This window comes from Escherichia sp. E4385, from assembly GCF_963883145.1.
Lineage (GTDB): Bacteria > Pseudomonadota > Gammaproteobacteria > Enterobacterales > Enterobacteriaceae > Escherichia.
In genome coordinates this window covers 218,858-232,905 of sequence record NZ_CAWOOJ010000001.1, presented here as the reverse complement: position 1 = coordinate 232,905, position 14,048 = coordinate 218,858, and the positions used below count along the sequence as shown (strand labels likewise).

Sequence of the window (14,048 nt, the reverse complement as noted above, 5' to 3'; positions counted from 1 at the left end):
TTCTCGCTGATTTCTCCCGAAAAAACAATGAAATCAAATAATTAACCTTGTGGATTATTTTTATTACCCCCAAAGGTTTAATTTCGTGGTTTGCACTACACTGTCAATCAGGCAAATGACTATATGAGGGAACTGACTATTGCCCTAAATCAAAATTACTGGATTTATTTATCTGGCGAATAGCTCGTCTTCGTTTTTAAAATACCCACGCATTATTTCTGTCGTCACTTTTTTACGACGACCCGATAAAACGACCATATTTTTCACAGGGTCAATTTTTAATTGAGGTGGATATGTTCAGAAAATTAGCAGCAGAATGTTTTGGCACTTTCTGGCTTGTATTTGGTGGCTGCGGTAGCGCAGTGCTTGCAGCAGCATTCCCGGAATTAGGTATTGGCTTTGCCGGTGTTGCACTGGCGTTTGGTCTGACCGTGCTGACCATGGCCTTCGCTGTCGGTCATATTTCTGGTGGTCATTTTAACCCGGCGGTCACTATTGGTTTATGGGCTGGTGGCCGTTTCCCGGCAAAAGAAGTCGTTGGTTACGTGGTAGCCCAGGTTATCGGCGGTATTGTTGCGGCGGCACTGCTGTATTTAATCGCCAGCGGTAAAGCTGGGTTTGACGCAGCGGCCAGCGGCTTTGCTTCTAACGGTTATGGTGAGCATTCACCAGGCGGCTATTCCATGCTTTCTGCACTGGTGGTTGAACTGGTATTGAGTGCCGGTTTCTTGCTGGTGATCCACGGTGCAACCGACAAATACGCGCCGGCAGGCTTTGCGCCGATCGCGATTGGTCTGGCGTTAACCTTGATTCACTTAATCAGTATTCCGGTGACTAACACTTCCGTTAACCCGGCGCGCAGCACCGCAGTTGCCATCTTCCAGGGCGGCTGGGCGTTAGAACAGCTGTGGTTCTTCTGGGTAGTGCCAATTGTCGGCGGTATTATTGGTGGTCTGATTTACCGGACCCTGCTGGAAAAACGCGATTAATTAGCATTGGCATTTTATCTGCCCTGATTGTTTTATCATCGACGTTACAAACCGCACGGGTGTTGGTGGCGTCAAAATCGCTGAAGCGTTCCCCGAAGGCCGGGGCAGCCCACATGGATGTGGGCTGAGGGCGCGTCTTACAGGGACGTTACCTCGCGCCCGACCCGGTAGCCGAAGGGGATAAGCTGAAGGTACCGCGCAGCGGCGATTTTGTTCGCCAGAGCCCGGGGGTGCAGGGGCGGCGGCGATTGGCCGCCCCCTGCGTGCTCCCTGCGCCAGTGGCTTTATATGGCATTGCACATGAAAGGAGCGCAACAATGCTAAACACTCATAGAGAATTAAAAATCCCCCTCTGATGCATAACATTTCCTTTTAATTGCAACTTTACTCGTCCTTCCGCTTTCAGTAGTGTGTCATCGCGCATTTCGACTTCTTCTTTGCAAGGACTGGGTTTTCATGTTTTCTGGGCTGTTAATCATTCTGGTTCCCCTGATTGTGGGTTACCTCATTCCGCTTCGCCAAAAAGCTGCGTTAAAACGCATTAATCAGCTATTAAGCTGGATGGTTTATCTCATTCTCTTTTTTATGGGTATCAGTCTGGCGTTTCTCGATAATCTCGCCAGTAACCTGTTGGCGATTCTGCATTATTCCGCTGTCAGTATTACCATTATTTTACTGTGCAATATTGTCGCCTTGCTGTGGCTGGAACGCGGTTTGCCGTGGCGCAATAGCCACCAGCAAGAGAAATTGCCGTCGCGTATTGCGATGGCACTGGAATCGCTGAAACTGTGTGGCGTCGTGGTGATTGGTTTTGCTATTGGCCTTAGCGGATTAGGTTTTTTACAGCACGCTACCGAAGCCAGCGAATACACGTTAATTCTGTTACTTTTCCTCGTCGGTATTCAGCTGCGTAACAATGGCATGACCTTAAAGCAGATTGTCCTTAATCGCCGGGGAATGATTGTCGCCGTGGTGGTGGTTGCCAGTTCATTAATTGGCGGTTTAATTAACGCCTTTATTCTTGATCTCCCCATCAATACCGCGCTGGCAATGGCCTCCGGTTTCGGCTGGTATTCTCTTTCCGGTATTTTGTTGACCGAATCTTTTGGTCCGGTAATCGGGAGCGCGGCGTTCTTCAATGATTTAGCGCGTGAGTTGATCGCCATTATGTTGATCCCTGGCCTGATTCGCCGTAGCCGCTCTACTGCACTGGGCTTATGCGGTGCCACATCAATGGATTTCACCCTGCCCGTTCTTCAGCGTACAGGTGGGCTGGATATGGTCCCGGCAGCGATTGTTCACGGTTTTATTCTCAGCCTGTTAGTGCCGATCCTCATCGCCTTTTTCTCCGCATAATACCTCTCTGGCGGTAGATCCCTGCCGCCAAAATTGCGCTAAATCAATCTCCCTTAAAGTTGCATGAAAAATCCCTTTTATCCCCGCGTTAAGCGACTTAACCTTAAACATGTATATTAAATATAACTTTAAAAGGTGTGATCATGTTTTGTGTGCAATGTGAACAAACTATCCGTACTCCGGCAGGAAACGGCTGCTCATACGCGCAGGGGATGTGTGGTAAAACGGCGGAAACCTCTGACCTTCAGGATTTACTCATCGCGGCGCTGCAGGGGCTTTCTGCCTGGGCTTTAAAAGCGCGTGAATACGGCATTATCAACCACGATGTAGACAGCTTCGCGCCGCGCGCATTTTTCTCAACCCTGACCAACGTTAACTTCGATTCTCCGCGTATTGTCGGCTACGCTCGTGAAGCGATTGCCCTGCGCGAGGCGCTGAAAGCACAATGCCTGGCTGTAGATGCCAACGCCTGCGTCGATAACCCGATGGCTGACCTGCAACTGGTGAGCGATGATCTCGGCGAACTGCAACGTCAGGCAGCTGAATTTACGCCAAATAAAGATAAAGCCGCGATTGGCGAAAACATTCTCGGCCTGCGTCTGCTGTGCCTGTATGGCCTGAAAGGTGCAGCGGCCTATATGGAACACGCCCACGTTCTCGGTCAATACGACAACGATATTTACGCCCAGTACCATAAAATCATGGCGTGGCTGGGGACCTGGCCCGCCGATATGAACGCGCTTCTTGAGTGTTCAATGGAAATCGGCCAGATGAACTTCAAAGTGATGAGCATTCTGGATGCAGGCGAAACCGGTAAATACGGTCACCCGACGCCAACCCAGGTCAACGTCAAAGCGACGGCGGGCAAATGTATCCTGATTTCCGGTCACGATCTCAAAGATCTCTACAACCTGCTGGAACAGACCGAAGGTACGGGCGTTAATGTCTACACCCACGGCGAAATGCTGCCTGCTCACGGCTACCCAGAGCTGCGTAAATTCAAGCATCTGGTCGGTAACTACGGCAGCGGCTGGCAGAATCAGCAAGTGGAGTTCGCTCGCTTCCCTGGCCCTATCGTGATGACTTCGAACTGCATCATCGATCCAACCGTAGGGGCTTATGACGATCGTATCTGGACCCGCAGCATCGTTGGCTGGCCGGGCGTGCGTCATCTGGATGGCGAAGATTTCTCTGCGGTCATTGCCCAGGCGCAACAAATGGCGGGCTTCCCGTACAGCGAAATTCCGCACCTGATCACCGTGGGCTTTGGTCGCCAGACGCTGCTTGGCGCAGCAGATACGCTGATTGATCTGGTGAGCCGTGAAAAACTGCGTCATATCTTCCTGCTTGGTGGCTGTGACGGCGCACGCGGCGAGCGTCACTACTTCACCGATTTCGCCACCAGCGTGCCGGATGACTGCCTGATCCTGACCCTCGCCTGTGGTAAATATCGCTTTAACAAACTCGAGTTTGGCGATATCGAAGGTCTGCCGCGTCTGGTGGATGCTGGTCAGTGTAACGATGCTTACTCAGCGATTATTCTGGCTGTCACTCTGGCAGAAAAACTGGGCTGTGGGGTGAACGATCTGCCGCTGTCGCTGGTGCTCTCCTGGTTTGAACAGAAAGCGATTGTCATTCTGCTGACACTGCTTTCTCTGGGCGTGAAAAATATCGTCACCGGCCCGACGGCACCTGGTTTCCTGACACCAGATCTGCTGGCGGTGCTGAACGAGAAATTCGGCCTGCGTTCTATCACCACTGTTGAAGAAGACATGAAGCAACTGTTGAGCGCGTAAGGAGTTTGTCGATGACGATGCCAACGAATCAATGCCCGTGGCGGATGCAGGTTCATCACATTACGCAAGAAACGCCGGATGTGTGGACGATTTCCCTGATTTGCCACGATTACTACCCATATCGCGCCGGGCAATATGCGCTGGTCAGCGTGCGAAACTCAGCGGAAACGCTGCGTGCTTACACCATTTCCTCCACGCCTGGCGTGAGTGAATACATCACCCTGACCGTGCGGCGGATTGATGACGGTGTCGGCTCCCAGTGGCTGACCCGCGATGTAAAACGCGGTGATTATCTCTGGCTTTCGGACGCGATGGGGGAATTTACCTGCGACGATAAAGCAGAAGATAAATTCCTGTTACTGGCGGCAGGCTGCGGCGTTACGCCAATTATGTCGATGCGTCGCTGGCTGGCGAAAAACCGTCCGCAGGCCGATGTACAGGTGATCTACAACGTGCGCACACCGCAGGATGTAATTTTCGCCGATGAGTGGCGTCATTATCCGGTAACACTGGTGGCGGAAAATGACGTTACCGAGGGGTTCGTTGCCGGACGCCTGACTCGTGAACTGCAGGCAAGCGTTCCTGATTTAGCCTCACGTACCGTGATGACTTGTGGTCCGGCACCGTATATGGATTGGGTGGAACAGGAAGTGAAGGCGCTCGGCGTGACGCGTTTCTTTAAAGAGAAATTCTTTACGCCAGTGGCGGAAGCGGCGACCAGCGGTCTGAAATTCACCAAACTGCAACCGGCGCAAGAATTTTACGCTCCGGTTGGCACCACGCTGCTGGAAGCACTGGAAAGCAATAAAGTTCCGGTTGTCGCCGCCTGTCGTGCGGGTGTTTGCGGCTGCTGTAAGACGAAAGTGGTTTCCGGTGAATATACGGTGAGCAGCACAATGACGCTGACCGACGCCGAAATCGCTGAAGGTTACGTACTGGCCTGCTCCTGCCATCCGCAGGGAGATATGGTGCTCGCGTAATCGCCTTATGCCCGATGATATTCCTGTCATCGGGCTGTTTAACCGTTAGTGCCTCCTTTTTCTCCCATCCCTTCCCCCTCCGTCAGATGAACTAAACTTGTTACCGTTATCACATTCAGGAGACGGAAAACCATGAAACAAACGGTTGCAGCTTATATCGCCAAAACACTCGAATCAGCAGGCGTAAAACGCATCTGGGGAGTCACGGGCGACTCTCTGAACGGTCTTAGTGACAGTCTTAATCGCATGGGCACCATCAACTGGATGCCTACCCGCCATGAAGAAGTGGCGGCCTTTGCCGCTGGCGCTGAAGCACAACTTTCAGGAGAACTGGCGGTCTGTGCCGGATCGTGCGGCCCCGGTAACCTGCACTTAATCAACGGCCTGTTCGATTGCCACCGTAATCACGTTCCGGTACTGGCGATTGCCGCCCATATCCCTTCCAGCGAAATTGGCAGCGGCTATTTCCAGGAAACCCACCCGCAAGAGTTATTCCGCGAATGTAGTCACTATTGCGAGCTGGTTTCCAGCCCGGAGCAGATCCCACAAGTGCTGGCGATTGCCATGCGCAAAGCGGTGCTTAACCGTGGCGTTTCCGTTGTCGTGTTACCGGGCGACGTGGCGCTAAAACCTGCACCAGAAGGGGCGACCACGCACTGGTATCATGCGCCACAGCCAGTCATAACACCGGAAGAAGAAGAGTTACGCAAACTGGCGCAACTGCTGCGTTATTCCAGCAATATCGCCCTGATGTGTGGCAGCGGCTGCGTGGGGGCGCATAAAGAGTTAGTTGAGTTTGCCGGGAAAATTAAAGCGCCTATTATTCATGCCCTGCGCGGTAAAGAACATGTCGAATACGATAATCCGTATGATGTCGGAATGACGGGATTAATCGGCTTCTCGTCAGGTTTTCACACTATGATGAATGCCGACACCTTAGTGCTGCTCGGCACACAATTTCCCTACCGCGCCTTCTACCCGACCGATGCCAAAATTATTCAGATTGATATCAACCCAGCCAGCATCGGCGCGCATAGCAAGGTAGATATGGCGCTGGTCGGCGATATCAAATCAACCCTGCGCGCATTGCTGCCACTGGTGGAAGAAAAAACCGATCGCAAGTTTCTGGATAAAGCGCTGGAAGATTACCGCGATGCCCGTAAAGGGCTGGACGATTTAGCTAAACCGAGCGAGAAAGCCATTCACCCGCAATATCTGGCGCAGCAAATTAGTCATTTTGCCGCCGATGACGCCATCTTTACCTGTGACGTTGGCACACCTACGGTATGGGCGGCACGTTATCTGAAAATGAACGGCAAGCGTCGCTTGTTAGGTTCGTTTAACCACGGTTCGATGGCTAACGCCATGCCGCAGGCGCTGGGCGCGCAGGCAAGCGAGCCAGAACGCCAGGTGGTCGCCATGTGCGGCGATGGCGGTTTTAGCATGTTGATGGGCGATTTCCTCTCGGTAGTGCAGATGAAGCTGCCAGTGAAAATTATCGTCTTTAACAACAGCGTACTGGGCTTTGTGGCGATGGAGATGAAAGCTGGTGGTTATTTGACTGACGGCACCGAACTACACGACACCAACTTTGCCCGCATTGCCGAAGCGTGCGGCATTACGGGTATTCGCGTGGAAAAAGCCTCTGAAGTCGATGAAGCCCTGCAACGCGCTTTCTCCATCGACGGTCCGGTGCTGGTGGATGTGGTGGTTGCCAAAGAAGAATTAGCCATTCCACCGCAGATCAAACTCGAACAGGCAAAAGGTTTTAGTCTGTATATGCTGCGCGCAATCATCAGTGGACGCGGCGATGAAGTAATCGAACTGGCGAAAACGAACTGGCTAAGGTAAAAAGGGTGGCATTTCCCGTCATAATAAGGACATGCCATGATTGATTTACGCAGTGATACCGTTACCCGACCGAGCCGCGCCATGCTCGACGCGATGATGGCCGCCCCGGTTGGGGACGACGTTTACGGAGACGACCCTACCGTTAATGCTCTGCAGGAGTATGCGGCAGAGCTTTCCGGTAAAGAAGCCGCCATTTTTCTGCCTACCGGCACTCAGGCCAACCTGGTCGCTCTGCTCAGTCACTGCGAACGCGGCGAAGAGTATATTGTCGGTCAGGCGGCGCATAACTATCTGTTTGAAGCCGGTGGCGCAGCAGTGCTGGGCAGTATTCAACCGCAACCCATCGATGCTGACGCCAACGGCACGTTACCGCTGGATAAAGTGGCGATGAAAATCAAACCCGACGATATTCACTTCGCCCGCACCAAATTGCTCAGTCTCGAAAACACCCACAACGGCAAAGTGCTGCCGCGTGAATACCTGAAAGAAGCATGGGAATTTACCCGTGAGCGCAATCTGGCGCTGCATGTTGACGGTGCGCGCATCTTTAACGCCATCGTGGCTTATGGCTGCGAACTAAAAGAGATCACGCAATATTGTGATTCGTTCACCATTTGTCTGTCGAAAGGTCTTGGTACGCCAGTCGGTTCGTTACTGGTCGGTAACCGTGACTACATTAAACGTGCCATCCGCTGGCGGAAAATGACCGGCGGCGGGATGCGCCAGTCCGGGATCCTGGCAGCCGCCGGGATGTATGCGCTGAAAAATAACGTCGCGAGGCTGCAGGAAGACCACGATAACGCCGCCTGGATGGCGGAGCAGTTGCGTGAAGCAGGCGCAGATGTGATGCGTCAGGACACCAATATGCTGTTTGTTCGTGTCGGGGAAGAAAATGCTGCCGCGTTAGGCGAATACATGAAAGCGAGAAACGTACTGATTAACGCCTCGCCGATCGTCCGCCTGGTGACCCATCTCGACGTCTCACGCGAGCAACTGGCTGAAGTCGCCGCCCATTGGCGCGCATTCCTGGCGCGTTAAGGAGAGAGACGTGCCGCAACGCATTTTAGTTCTCGGTGCCAGTGGCTACATTGGTCAGCATCTGGTGCGTACACTCAGCCAGCAAGGGCATCAGATCCTGGCGGCGGCACGTCATGTCGACAGGCTTGCAAAGCTGCAACTGGCAAACGTCAGTTGCCATAAAGTCGATCTCAGCTGGCCGGATAACCTTCCGGCCCTGTTGCAGGATATCGATACCGTCTATTTTCTGGTGCACAGCATGGGCGAAGGCGGCGATTTTATCGCTCAGGAGCGTCAGGTGGCTCTCAACGTCCGTGATGCGCTGCGCGAAGTGCCAGTTAAGCAATTAATCTTTCTCAGCTCGTTGCAGGCTCCGCCACATGAGCAGTCGGATCATCTGCGCGCCCGTCAGGCCACGGCGGATATTTTGCGTGAAGCCGGTGTGCCGATTACTGAATTGCGCGCCGGAATTATCGTTGGCGCAGGTTCAGCGGCGTTTGAAGTGATGCGCGATATGGTCTACAACCTGCCGGTATTAACGCCGCCACGCTGGGTACGTTCACGCACCACGCCCATCGCGCTGGAAAACCTGCTGCACTATCTGGTGGCACTGTTAGATCATCCGGCCTGCGAACATCGGGTCTTCGAAGCCGCTGGGCCAGAGGTGCTCAGTTATCAACAACAATTTGAACATTTTATGACCGTGAGTGGTAAGCGCCGCTGGTTGATCCCCATCCCCTTTCCCACCCGCTGGATTTCGGTGTGGTTTCTCAATGTGATTACTTCCGTACCGCCCACCACCGCCAAAGCGTTGATTCAGGGGCTGAAACACGATCTGCTGGCAGATGACACCGCGTTACGTGTACTCATTCCACAACCGCTGATCGCTTTCGATGATGCGGTACGTCGCACATTGAAAGAGGAAGAAAAACTGGTCAACTCCAGCGACTGGGGATATGACGCGCAGGCTTTTGCTCGCTGGCGACCAGAATACGGTTACTTCGCCAAACAAGCCGGTTTTACGGTTAAAACGTCCGCCAGCCTTCACGCGCTATGGCGGGTAGTCAATCAAATCGGCGGTAAAGAACGTTATTTCTTTGGCAATATTTTGTGGCAGACCCGGGCGCTAATGGACCGCGCGATCGGTCATAAACTGGCGAAAGGTCGCCCTGAGCGGGAATATTTGCAGACGGGAGATGCGGTAGATAGCTGGAAAGTGATTGTCGTTGAAGCGGAAAAACAACTTACGTTGTTATTTGGTATGAAAGCACCGGGACTGGGGCGGCTTTGTTTTACGCTGGAAGATAAAGGCAACTACCGCACCATAGACGTTCGCGCTTTCTGGCATCCGCACGGCATGCCAGGCCTGTTTTACTGGCTTTTCATGATCCCTGCGCATCTGTTTATTTTTCGCGGTATGGCAAAACGAATCGCCAGACTTGCAGAACAAATCACAGATTAATCGAAAAAAACCTGCGTGATTCTTTCATGTTTCCCATTGCATCAAGGGGGAAATCACGAAAGAATGCGCACGTCGTCTTATCAACAACAGTGGAATGATATGAAGGTACTGGTTACCGGCGCTACCAGCGGCTTAGGTCGAAACGCGGTTGAATTTTTATGCCAGAAAGGCATCAGCGTGAGAGCGACCGGTCGCAACGAAGCGATGGGCAAATTGCTGGAAAAACTGGGCGCAGAGTTTGTCCGGGCGGATCTGACCGAACTTGTCTCATCGCAGGCTAAAGTGATGCTCGCAGGCATTGATACGCTGTGGCACTGCTCCAGCTTTACTTCGCCGTGGGGAACGCAGCAGGCTTTCGATCTGGCCAACGTTCGCGCTACGCGTCGCCTGGGCGAATGGGCTGTTGCCTGGGGAGTGCGTAACTTTATTCATATTTCTTCGCCTTCACTGTACTTCGACTATCATCACCACCGGGATATCAAAGAAGATTTTCGCCCTCACCGCTTCGCTAACGAGTTTGCCCGCAGCAAAGCTGCCAGCGAAGAAGTGATTAATATGCTTTCGCAGGCGAATCCACAAACGCGCTTTACTATTCTGCGCCCACAAAGTCTGTTCGGACCGCACGATAAAGTGTTCATCCCCCGCCTGGCGCATATGATGCACCACTACGGCAGCATTCTGTTACCGCATGGCGGCAGTGCGCTGGTCGATATGACCTACTACGAAAATGCCGTGCATGCCATGTGGCTGGCGAGCCAGGAAAACTGCGACAAACTGCCTTCCGGCAGGGCATACAACATTACCAATGGTGAGCATCGTACACTGCGCAGCATCGTGCAGAAGCTCATCGACGAACTGAATATTGATTGCCGTATTCGTTCAATTCCCTACCCGATGCTGGATATGATCGCCCGCAGCATGGAGCGTTTAGGCCGCAAGTCAGCGAAAGAGCCGCCGCTAACTCACTACGGCGTCTCCAAGTTGAATTTTGACTTTACGCTGGATATTACGCGTGCACAGGAAGAGTTAGGTTATCAGCCTGTCATCACGCTGGATGAAGGGATCGAGAAAACTGCCGCCTGGTTGCGCGACCACGGAAAACTGCCGCGCTAATCCTGACCGTATTTCTCCAGCAACGCTTGTGCAATTGCCAGAGTTTCTGCATCCGCTTCGCCGTTATATAACGTCGGGCGGAAGTGCATCTGGAACGCCATAATCACTCGTTGCTGTTCGCCAGGAGTCATTTCTGGTTTCACGTCATAGCCGTAACGGGCCAACAGTTCCAGCAATGAGGCGGTATCTACCGGTGTGTGCGGCGCGCGCCCGGCAAGATAAAAGTTCACCCGCTGCGCATCAGGCCAGGCACCAATCCCCTCTTGTGCCAGTTGCTGCCAGGGAAATAATGGACCGGGATCATCTTTGCGCTGCGGCGCAATATCTGCATGAGCTACTACGTTTTCCGGTTTGATGTGATAGCGGGCGATAATATCCTTCGCCAGTGGAATGAGCGCCTGAATTTGTGTCGGTTCAAATGGCGCAAAATATTTCACCCCCGCTGATGTTTTCCAGCCGCGATTTTCCAGCTCAATACCTATAGAGGTGTCGTTAAGGCGCGTTGCCCCGCGCCAGGCGCTAATCCCCGCATGCCAGGCCAGTTCCTGTTCCGGTACCAGTTGCCAGATACGCGGCTTGCCGTTGTAAAGTGGTGGCTCGGCAGGAACCAGGTAATGCGAACTTACGTGCTTATCGGTCAGTGTCGCCAGTGACGTATCAAAGTCCTCTGCGGTGTAGTGGATCACCAGCACTTTAATGCGCGGATACGCCGCCTGCGCCTGGTGTCGGGTATCAAGCTGGTATCCCTCTTTCTCGACAATGCCTTTTTCGCCTGCACACCCAGCCAGAAACAAAGCGGCGGCAACCAGCCAGAAGACTCTGCTCATCGACGCGTTTTCACCGCCGTTCCGCTGACGCTAACCATCAGCATACTGCCGTTTTGCCCGACCGTTTCGTAGTCGATATCAATGCCGACCACGGCGTCAGCCCCCAGCGCTCGCGCCTGCTCACCAAGTTCCTCAAAGGCTATCTCCCGCGCTTTACGCAGTTCTTTTTCATACGCACCGGAACGTCCGCCAACGATATCGCGGATCCCCGCAAAGAAATCGCGAAAAATGTTAGCGCCTAAAATCGCTTCGCCGGTCACCACACCGCAATATTCAACGATGGTCTGACCTTCAAGTGTTGGGGTTGTGGAAAATTGCATGATCGATCTCCTTGTTTGCTAAGCCTTCGATCTTCAAAGCATTATCGGACTGATACGCTATTATTGAAAGGATATCATTATTATCGTAGAACGCTTTCAAGGTGTTCGCTTATAAGGAAATCATTATGCGCTACAGCAAATTGACTATGCTTATCCCTTGCGCACTGTTACTCAGTGCTTGTACCACCGTCACGCCTGCCTATAAAGATAATGGCCCCCGTACGGGATCTTGCGTTCAGGGCGGACCTGACAGCGTGGCCCAGCAGTTTTATGACTACCGCATTTCGCACCGCAGTAACGACATTACCGCTCTGCGTCCATATTTAAGTGACAAACTGGCAACTTTGCTGAGTAATGCCAGCCGCGATAACAGCCATCGTGAATTATTAAGCAGCGATCCGTTCTCCAGTCGCACCACTTTGCCTGACAGCGCACAAGTTGCCAGCGCCTCGACCATCCCAAATCGCGATGCGCGCAATATTCCGCTGCGGGTGAATCTGAAACAAGGCGACCAGAGCTGGCAGGATGAAGTGCTGATGATTCAGGAAGGACAGTGTTGGGTGATCGACGATGTGCGCTATTTAGGTGGCAGCGTACACGCACCTGCCGGCACTCTGCGCCAGTCCGTTGAGAACCGCTAAAACCTTGATTAAACGATAACCCCCATAAATTGTCTGGCATTCTGTGAAGAATGCCGACATTTATGCTCGCCGCCCTTCGCCGCCGTTATTTTGTGCTATGTTTATTGAATAATGTGCTTTGCTTTTAACTTTTAAAGCAGAAATATTGCATAATTATTCTGTCAAAGGTACTATCTTCGACTTCAATAGCTATCCGACTGCCAGTATACGAGTGTCAATGAGTATTCAATTAAACGGCATTAATTGCTTCTACGGCGCACATCAGGCGCTGTTCGATATCACGCTGGATTGCCCGCAAGGCGAAACGCTGGTGTTACTTGGCCCCAGCGGCGCGGGGAAAAGCTCGCTGCTGCGTGTACTCAATCTGCTAGAGATGCCGCGCTCCGGTACGCTCAACATCGCAGGCAACCATTTCGATTTCACTAAAACGCCATCTGACAAAGCGATCCGCGAGCTGCGTCGTAACGTCGGGATGGTGTTTCAGCAATACAACCTATGGCCGCATCTGACGGTACAGCAAAACCTGATTGAAGCGCCCTGCCGCGTGCTGGGGTTGAGTAAAGATCAGGCACTGGCCCGTGCAGAAAAACTGCTGGAACGTCTGCGTCTCAAACCTTATAGCGATCGTTACCCGCTGCACCTGTCTGGTGGTCAGCAACAACGTGTCGCTATCGCCCGCGCGCTGATGATGGAACCGCAGGTACTGCTGTTTGATGAACCGACCGCCGCGCTGGATCCGGAAATTACCGCACAAATCGTCAGCATTATTCGTGAGCTGGCGGAAACGAATATTACCCAGGTGATCGTCACCCACGAAGTTGAAGTGGCGCGTAAAACCGCCAGCCGTGTGGTGTATATGGAAAACGGTCACATCGTAGAACAAGGCGACGCGAGCTGCTTTACCGAGCCGCAAACCGAAGCATTTAAAAACTATCTCTCTCACTAAGATTCGGGATAACAACAATGAAAAAAGTTCTGATTGCCGCGCTAATTGCAGGTTTTAGTCTTTCCGCCACAGCTGCCGAAACCATTCGTTTTGCTACCGAAGCCTCTTATCCTCCGTTTGAATCGATGGATGCGAATAACCAGATCGTCGGTTTTGACGTCGACCTGGCGCAGGCGCTGTGTAAAGAAATTGATGCGACCTGCACTTTCTCTAACCAGGCGTTTGACAGCCTGATCCCGAGCCTGAAATTCCGCCGCGTAGAAGCGGTGATGGCCGGGATGGATATCACCCCGGAACGTGAAAAGCAGGTACTGTTTACCACCCCGTACTATGACAACTCCGCACTGTTTGTTGGTCAGCAGGGTAAATACACCAGCGTTGATCAGCTGAAAGGCAAAAAAGTCGGCGTGCAGAACGGGACGACGCACCAGAAGTTCATTATGGATAAGCATCCGGAAATCACCACCGTGCCGTATGACAGCTACCAGAACGCAAAACTGGATCTGCAAAACGGTCGTATCGACGGCGTATTCGGTGACACCGCTGTAGTCACCGAATGGCTGAAAGATAACCCGAAACTGGCGGCAGTGGGCGACAAAGTGACCGACAAAGATTACTTCGGTACTGGCCTCGGCATTGCGGTACGTCAGGGCAACACTGAACTGCAGCAGAAACTCAACACTGCGCTGGAAAAAGTGAAGAAAGATGGCACTTACGAAACCATCTACAACAAATGGTTCCAGAAGTAAT

Annotated in this window: 13 protein-coding genes; 11 read left to right on the top strand and 2 right to left on the bottom strand. The window is 52.6% G+C overall.

Annotated features, from left to right (window positions below):
* The first annotated feature begins 293 nt into the window (after positions 1-293).
* The 8 genes from aqpZ to AACS80_RS01170 all read left to right on the top strand — a co-directional run bounded on the left by aqpZ (position 294) and on the right by AACS80_RS01170 (position 10,564).
* Positions 294-989 (top strand): aquaporin Z, encoded by a 696-nt coding sequence (aqpZ, locus tag AACS80_RS01205; protein WP_130205247.1) that lies wholly within the window; start codon positions 294-296, stop codon positions 987-989.
* Between the two features lie 456 nt (positions 990-1,445).
* Positions 1,446-2,345, top strand: a complete 900-nt coding sequence (lysO, locus tag AACS80_RS01200; protein ID WP_130205245.1) for an L-lysine exporter LysO — start codon at positions 1,446-1,448, stop codon at positions 2,343-2,345.
* 143 nt (positions 2,346-2,488) lie between these two features.
* Positions 2,489-4,141 carry a hydroxylamine reductase gene (hcp, locus tag AACS80_RS01195; RefSeq protein WP_130205243.1) on the top strand — a complete coding sequence of 551 codons (1,653 nt, stop codon included), beginning with the start codon at positions 2,489-2,491 and terminating at the stop codon, positions 4,139-4,141.
* A gap of 11 nt (positions 4,142-4,152) precedes the next feature.
* Positions 4,153-5,121: an NADH oxidoreductase gene (hcr, locus tag AACS80_RS01190; RefSeq protein ID WP_135409777.1), complete on the top strand. Its 969-nt coding sequence runs from the start codon at positions 4,153-4,155 to the stop codon at positions 5,119-5,121.
* A 132-nt stretch (positions 5,122-5,253) separates the two neighbouring features.
* The gene (gene poxB, locus AACS80_RS01185) at positions 5,254-6,972 is read left to right on the top strand and encodes a ubiquinone-dependent pyruvate dehydrogenase (RefSeq protein WP_135409776.1); all 1,719 of its coding nucleotides are present in this window, start codon (positions 5,254-5,256) and stop codon (positions 6,970-6,972) included.
* 36 nt (positions 6,973-7,008) lie between these two features.
* The gene (gene ltaE / locus AACS80_RS01180; RefSeq protein WP_135409775.1) at positions 7,009-8,010 is read left to right on the top strand and encodes a low-specificity L-threonine aldolase; all 1,002 of its coding nucleotides are present in this window, start codon (positions 7,009-7,011) and stop codon (positions 8,008-8,010) included.
* A 10-nt stretch (positions 8,011-8,020) separates the two neighbouring features.
* Positions 8,021-9,451 (top strand): SDR family oxidoreductase, encoded by a 1,431-nt coding sequence (locus AACS80_RS01175; RefSeq protein WP_135409774.1) that lies wholly within the window; start codon positions 8,021-8,023, stop codon positions 9,449-9,451.
* Between the two features lie 99 nt (positions 9,452-9,550).
* Positions 9,551-10,564, top strand: coding sequence for an NAD-dependent epimerase/dehydratase family protein (locus AACS80_RS01170; RefSeq protein ID WP_130205719.1), 1,014 nt, complete (start codon positions 9,551-9,553; stop codon positions 10,562-10,564).
* Here the strand turns inward: AACS80_RS01170 and AACS80_RS01165 are convergent.
* A complete protein-coding gene (locus AACS80_RS01165) occupies positions 10,561-11,391 on the bottom strand; it encodes an N-acetylmuramoyl-L-alanine amidase (RefSeq protein ID WP_135409773.1) in 831 nt (276 codons plus the stop codon). The genes AACS80_RS01170 and AACS80_RS01165 overlap by 4 nt on opposite strands.
* Positions 11,388-11,711 carry a heavy metal-binding domain-containing protein gene (locus AACS80_RS01160; RefSeq protein ID WP_001160732.1) on the bottom strand — a complete coding sequence of 108 codons (324 nt, stop codon included), beginning with the start codon at positions 11,709-11,711 and terminating at the stop codon, positions 11,388-11,390. Before AACS80_RS01160 ends, AACS80_RS01165 begins: the two co-directional genes overlap by 4 nt.
* Before the next feature lie 125 nt (positions 11,712-11,836).
* On the opposite strand from AACS80_RS01160, the gene AACS80_RS01155 reads away from it, so the two are divergent.
* From AACS80_RS01155 to artI, 3 genes are all read left to right on the top strand, one after another.
* The gene (locus tag AACS80_RS01155) at positions 11,837-12,352 is read left to right on the top strand and encodes a lipoprotein (protein ID WP_130205231.1); all 516 of its coding nucleotides are present in this window, start codon (positions 11,837-11,839) and stop codon (positions 12,350-12,352) included.
* Positions 12,353-12,569: 217 nt separating this feature from the next.
* A complete protein-coding gene (artP, locus tag AACS80_RS01150; RefSeq protein WP_000027211.1) occupies positions 12,570-13,298 on the top strand; it encodes an arginine ABC transporter ATP-binding protein ArtP in 729 nt (242 codons plus the stop codon).
* A gap of 17 nt (positions 13,299-13,315) precedes the next feature.
* A complete protein-coding gene (artI, locus tag AACS80_RS01145; RefSeq protein WP_130222141.1) occupies positions 13,316-14,047 on the top strand; it encodes an arginine ABC transporter substrate-binding protein ArtI in 732 nt (243 codons plus the stop codon).
* Position 14,048: the final 1 nt, after the last annotated feature.

What these genes read in the sequence shown, in the direction of transcription:
- aqpZ (WP_130205247.1), top strand. Translation starts at nt 294, where the DNA reads ATGTTCAGAAAATTAGCAGCAGAATGTTTTGGCACTTTCTGGCTTGTA.
- lysO (WP_130205245.1), top strand. Translation starts at nt 1,446, where the DNA reads ATGTTTTCTGGGCTGTTAATCATTCTGGTTCCCCTGATTGTGGGTTAC.
- hcp (WP_130205243.1), top strand. Translation starts at nt 2,489, where the DNA reads ATGTTTTGTGTGCAATGTGAACAAACTATCCGTACTCCGGCAGGAAAC.
- hcr (WP_135409777.1), top strand. Translation starts at nt 4,153, where the DNA reads ATGACGATGCCAACGAATCAATGCCCGTGGCGGATGCAGGTTCATCAC.
- poxB (WP_135409776.1), top strand. Translation starts at nt 5,254, where the DNA reads ATGAAACAAACGGTTGCAGCTTATATCGCCAAAACACTCGAATCAGCA.
- ltaE (WP_135409775.1), top strand. Translation starts at nt 7,009, where the DNA reads ATGATTGATTTACGCAGTGATACCGTTACCCGACCGAGCCGCGCCATG.
- AACS80_RS01170 (WP_130205719.1), top strand. Translation starts at nt 9,551, where the DNA reads ATGAAGGTACTGGTTACCGGCGCTACCAGCGGCTTAGGTCGAAACGCG.
- AACS80_RS01165 (WP_135409773.1), bottom strand. Translation starts at nt 11,391, where the DNA reads ATGAGCAGAGTCTTCTGGCTGGTTGCCGCCGCTTTGTTTCTGGCTGGG.
- AACS80_RS01160 (WP_001160732.1), bottom strand. Translation starts at nt 11,711, where the DNA reads ATGCAATTTTCCACAACCCCAACACTTGAAGGTCAGACCATCGTTGAA.
- AACS80_RS01155 (WP_130205231.1), top strand. Translation starts at nt 11,837, where the DNA reads ATGCGCTACAGCAAATTGACTATGCTTATCCCTTGCGCACTGTTACTC.
- artP (WP_000027211.1), top strand. Translation starts at nt 12,570, where the DNA reads ATGAGTATTCAATTAAACGGCATTAATTGCTTCTACGGCGCACATCAG.
- artI (WP_130222141.1), top strand. Translation starts at nt 13,316, where the DNA reads ATGAAAAAAGTTCTGATTGCCGCGCTAATTGCAGGTTTTAGTCTTTCC.